This is a genomic window from Paenibacillus sp. 01L418 (assembly GCF_056400045.1).
The window spans coordinates 1-5,265 of record NZ_JBFTSN010000431.1 but is presented as its reverse complement, the minus strand read 5'-3'; the positions used below and the strand labels follow the sequence as shown (position 1 = coordinate 5,265).

The window sequence follows — 5,265 nt, the reverse complement described above, 5'->3', positions numbered from 1 at the left end:
AACAGAACTGTTCCATGTATGCTGCTTAACCAGGATATCCAATCGCACCGGCCCCCGCAACTCAACTTCTTGGCCATCGATGATAGCAGTTGCCAGCTGCTTCCGGATCTTGGACTCACAGTTCATATTTTCGTTATCTTCATCTGCATGGTTCCAAATTGCATTTCAGAGCTGATTTAGCGCATTTATAAAAAGAGAAATCCGATTATAATCTTTCTGCTGCTTCCATTAGTTCTCTTCTAAATAATCAACCAAGTCAGTGAAATCCGAGACACATGACGCGTTATGTACAGCCTTGGGTACCTGAGAAGATTGATAGTCATGGATTGCGGGGATGGACTAATCGAGTTAATTAATCCTGAGATATTAGAGTTGGAAGGTGCACGATCGGGAGTAGAATCTTGTTTAGCTTATCCAGATTATTACGGTTACGTTAATAGGGCTCAATCGGTGAAGATTAAAACGTTGAATAGCAAGGTTAAATCTATCGTTCTTCAGGCAGAAGGCTATTTGGCGCGATGTAATGAAATCGATCATTTAAATGGAGTGCATGTTTTATCCGAATGAGACACGATCCCTCAAGTCCCCAATCTACCGCAGCGAACAGTTGAAAACGAAAAGGAACTCGGTATGGCGAAAGCTCTAATCGAACAGCTGAGTGAGAAATTTGAACCTAACAAATATACGGACGATTATCGTATTGCCTTGCTTGATCTCATGAACAAAAAGTCACCGGTGAAAGTGTAGATGTTGTAACTTCTCCTGCAGCTGAAAAATATCGAATGTCAATGATCTTCTGGCAGCCTTGCAAGCAAGCCTAGAAGCAACTAAGCTGGTGACAAATAACTCTCCGCCCTCTATGAAACGAAAAAGTGCAGCGACGTCTAAGGATCACGTATCATGACGACACCGAAGGCGACCTCCATCGAGTGAGCCTTTCGATTAGGCATCTTCAGTGCAACGTATAGTCGCGTCTTTCGTTCGATGAAAGTAGCTGCGCAAGCCTTGCTTTGCCACGGCTAGAAACCACGGTATCAAGCTCCCAATGACCGAACGTCGTACGTTTATGGACTTCTTTCGGTCGCTTGCTGATCGGTGTACTGACGAGGAAGTGACCACGTGTTTCCATTGGCTTTTGACGCTTGCCCTTATGTCTATTTTTTAACACAAGAAAACATGCAAGGCCACCTGACAAAGTGAGTGGCCTCGTATGTTTTCTTTTAGTTCGTTATAAAACCGATAATTTTTTCATTGAAAAAATCAATTAATTAGCCGATATTAAAAAGAAAGTAAAATGTGTTAAGACATCATCTTTTAAAAAAAATCTAACGAATGGGTAGACATCTTCTGTAATTATTGAAACTTCTCTACTTCCATCATCTTGAGTTATAACATATCCAGATGATCCCCATGTATCTTGCGCAGCATCAGGATTATATTTACCGTAAAATACACCATTAGCATTAATTCTCCAATCCTCATTTTGTGGGAAGAGCGACATCACATTTTCAAAAGTATCACCCACACGAACTCCTCGAGGTCCCGGATGATCTCCAAACACATCGATCACTGCCGGTGTTGTTTCTACAGAGCGAGCATCAAAATAGATATATTTAACCACATCATTGGAAAAATATGTTTCGCCACCACTATCATTCACCTCTTTATTAAGTCCTAATTCCTCCATTCTCTCTTTGGTCCAATCCGAGCGTATTAAATCAAAGTCATATATTTCTTGCTTAGTCATAACTTCTGGTGTTGGGACATTTGTTTCAGATGGTACTGGTGTACTCGTTTCAGCAACCGGTGTACTTTCTACAGGAGATGGAATGGGGCTGGGGCTAGTCTCCATGGATGAATTAGTACTGCACCCGGTTAAAACCATTGACAAAAGAAACAAAAAAATAATGTTTTTCCTCATTGTATACCTCCAAGTTAGAATACAATTCGTTATATAAACTTATTAGTACATTTAAAAAGTAAAGGTTAAAGCCGACTACTCCATGCAAGCAGTCGGCTCATAACCATAAATGAAAGACAAATCAATAAGTTACGGTATTAGGGAAATAACCATAAGCGTTAGAAGTAGAATTTGGATTTGTATCCGGCCTATAATATTTAGCAGGGGCCCATGCATAAGGATACGTAATACCTAAATTACGTGTAATTCTTGCCATCCATTGAATATTTGTTCCAGTTGGGACTACATTTTGAAAGTCGAATTTATAGTCAAATGTTGTTCCAATTCTTTGCATAGCACCTCCTTGAATCCAATTGCTACTTCCAGCGGTTCTATAGAACAATGTAACTGCCGATGGTACTTCTGTATGCGTATTGCCGGTACCACTGAATACGACTGTAATTTGAGCAATTTTGCTGCTAAGAAACTTTGCCTGACTAAAAACATCAAGGTTTCTTCCATAGTTCCAAGACGCAGTATCCCTGTACAATGTTTCAGTTCGGTAGGCTTTTCGGCCAGCGATTTCGTTCTTAGAATATGCACCAAAATGTAAATGTTCAGCAGCTGCACCTACGGAACCGCCTGTTCCAATTCGATCTCCTTCAGCATAAGTTCCATCTGGGTATGTTGTAGTTGCAACAACCATATGTTCATAGTGGCAATAAACACCTGATGCTGTTTCTAGTGAAACGGTATTTAATGAGTCTTTTAGGTTTTTTAAAGTACCATCTGCCACTGCCACTATGATTTTAGAGGTACTAATACTTAGATCCACGCCTACATGAGGTGAAGTTCCATCGACATTTCGTGGTTCACTCCATTTGCTGGTAACAGTGGGCCAAATCTGACTACCACTTGAATTTTCGATCGGACTTGACCAACGTGTTGTAGCATCAATAGCACCTGTGAATACTTCGGAGTAGGGTGTATAGGCAGCATTAACACTTGGCATAACCGAAAAAGATAACCCAAACGCTAACAGTAACAGAACTACTTTGCGATTAATTTTATTCATCATGTTCACCTCACCTTAAAGAATATGTCCAAGTAGACATTTTTTTCGTTTCATTTATTTCCTCTTTAACAACAAGAAGCAGGGTATTTTCATCTGTCCAAGAGAATTCTAAATAACGTGCGGAAGAGTTTGATTCTGCAGGCAGAAAGTCTAAGTCAATTAGTTTGTCGGAATTCAAATCAATTACTTTTATATAACGTGCCTCTGGAACGTCATCTGGAACATAGATAAAGGCAAAATAAGAGTTATCCGAACTGAACCCTTTGTTACTTGCACGAAGTCTAGTTGTTCCATTCAATTTGGTTGAAGTAATTTCTTGGAGCGTACCAGATTTATCAATTTTAGCAATGTGAATTTCGCCACTACTTAGGGCCGTAGCGTAAGCAATAAGGCCATCCTGAACAGCATATATATACGGTGCCTCACCCACCAAGTCCAGTTCAGCTTCCTTCCCATCCAGGCTAACTACAACCTGCTTCATGCCTGAACTTGTAATCTTTTTGCAAAGTACACTTTCGGGAGTCAACCATCCATCTACTAAGTAATTGGCACCCTCCGCATCTGCAATAATAGTTTCATTGCCAGTAGTGATATCATAAACAAAAAGAGCTGATCCACGTGTCTTAATATTGTTTTTATTAGAGTTATAAACCAGTGTTTTACTGTCGGGACTTGACATAACGTCCTCATTCCAAACCACAATATTTTCACCATACAAGTTCATTGACTCCTCTGCTAATGCTTCAAAGGTTTTCCCGTTATATGTACTCGGCAATAACAGCTCCAACTGGTTATTAGAACTGTTTACGAGCCACAGCCCATTCTCCGCAGAAACCAGCGACTTCTGTCCATCCGGCGTAATTGAAAACTGAACGGGGATATCGTCCGAGTTTTTTGGAATTACTATTGTTTTGCCATCAACTTGAACTTTCTGTAACTTAATTGCAATATCCCCATGACTAGTTTTTACGGACGTTTCAAATTCTTGTGGATTTATTTGCTCTTTAGTTCGGATACCATTCAAAGTTCTAACAGTTAGCGCTTCTTCAATCATTTTGTGTTGCAACTCATCCCAGTTCTCTTTGAGAAAACGACCATCTTGTAACATATTATCAACAACTCTAGCATTAGGGTCTACTTCAATTTCTTTTAAAGCTTGTAATGTCAACGGCTCTGAAGATTCATCAACAAGAAACTCTTTTATTTTTGCGTAGTCACGGTCTTGTAGACGGTTAAGCAAAATAGGATTGTCCGTATCAACCTGTAGCATCCTGTAATACTCGTCACCGATAAAATCGAGGTTACCAGCTGTTTTATTGATTGCCACATTGTTATTCTGATTAGAAGCATATGCAACTGAGAAAACTGTTCCTAGCAATAGTACACCTGCTAACGTTGATGTTATTTTTTTTTGCACGGTTCTCTTCATTCCTCTCATTAATAATTATTGGGGTTCATCTGGGTTGGAACTTAATTCATTCACTCTCCAATCTATTCAAATTGAAATCATTGGAAATTATTTCAATGATAATAAATGTTACCTTCAATATACATTATTTGGAATAGTACCAAAAAACCATTTACTTGTCGAATATTATCTAATTTTAAAAAGAGTTTACAAATTCTACAGCTCGATCAGGTTAAGCCAGCTCCAGAGCAACATTAGTGCTAACGAGAACTAATCTTCAATCTCGTTCTCGTATTCTTTTATTCTCAGCGTATCTTTCATGCCAAAAGCCGCTACTCGTAAGGAGTGGTTTTTGGCATATCAATTATTCTTCGTTACAAAAAAGCTTTCTTCTGATTACGGCTCTTGATGACTATAATAACAAGAAATAATAAATCAATTGTTTCGCTTCGTCATCACTGGAATCTATCGGCTCATAACGACTTATTTGGCGATATGTTTTTGYCATTTTATAAATATGTTACAATTTGGTTTGTACTATATGTATACTATTTCGTTTAGTAATAGATCGTTCATTTCATCCGCTTTAACAATTTCAAACACCTGTTTATATACAAGCGTAAACTTTTTTTTTGAAAATGTTCAATTATTGTAAAGATAACTATGACACAACTTTTTCATAGGTGAATACTGACAATTATTAATCATTATAATTTTCTTCATATTCATTGTTATTCGACAAAACTTTCCATAAAATGAAACTCCAATACGACTTCGGCTTGAGTAAGATTTACGAGCTCGTCATTAATTCCAACCCCTGCTACGCATTTCTTCTTGAAGGAAATTCTTTAATTCAAAATAAACTCATCGTGGCCCATGTGC

At 38.4% G+C, this 5,265-nt stretch carries 4 protein-coding genes and 2 pseudogenes; 2 read left to right on the top strand and 4 right to left on the bottom strand.

Annotated features, from left to right (window positions below; genetic code table 11):
* Positions 1-285 precede the first annotated feature (285 nt).
* Complete coding sequence (locus AC1DSE_RS29605) at positions 286-567, top strand: peptide deformylase (protein ID WP_441886950.1); 282 nt, start codon at positions 286-288, stop codon at positions 565-567.
* A 347-nt stretch (positions 568-914) separates the two neighbouring features.
* Here AC1DSE_RS29605 and AC1DSE_RS29600 read toward each other — a convergent pair.
* The 4 genes and pseudogenes from AC1DSE_RS29600 to AC1DSE_RS29585 form a co-directional block, all read right to left on the bottom strand.
* A pseudogene (locus AC1DSE_RS29600) lies at positions 915-1,156 on the bottom strand (IS30 family transposase); the annotation flags it as partial.
* A 108-nt stretch (positions 1,157-1,264) separates the two neighbouring features.
* Entirely contained in the window at positions 1,265-1,921 is a 657-nt protein-coding gene (locus tag AC1DSE_RS29595) for a hypothetical protein (RefSeq protein WP_441886949.1), read from the bottom strand.
* 121 nt (positions 1,922-2,042) lie between these two features.
* On the bottom strand, positions 2,043-2,978 hold the full coding sequence (locus AC1DSE_RS29590; RefSeq protein ID WP_441886947.1) for a peptidoglycan DD-metalloendopeptidase family protein: 936 nt from the start codon (positions 2,976-2,978) through the stop codon (positions 2,043-2,045).
* A gap of 7 nt (positions 2,979-2,985) precedes the next feature.
* Positions 2,986-4,404: a TolB-like translocation protein gene (locus tag AC1DSE_RS29585; protein WP_441886945.1), complete on the bottom strand. Its 1,419-nt coding sequence runs from the start codon at positions 4,402-4,404 to the stop codon at positions 2,986-2,988.
* 713 nt (positions 4,405-5,117) lie between these two features.
* Between AC1DSE_RS29585 and AC1DSE_RS29580 the strand changes: the two are divergent.
* Positions 5,118-5,265: pseudogene (locus AC1DSE_RS29580) on the top strand (SpoVR family protein); the annotation flags it as partial.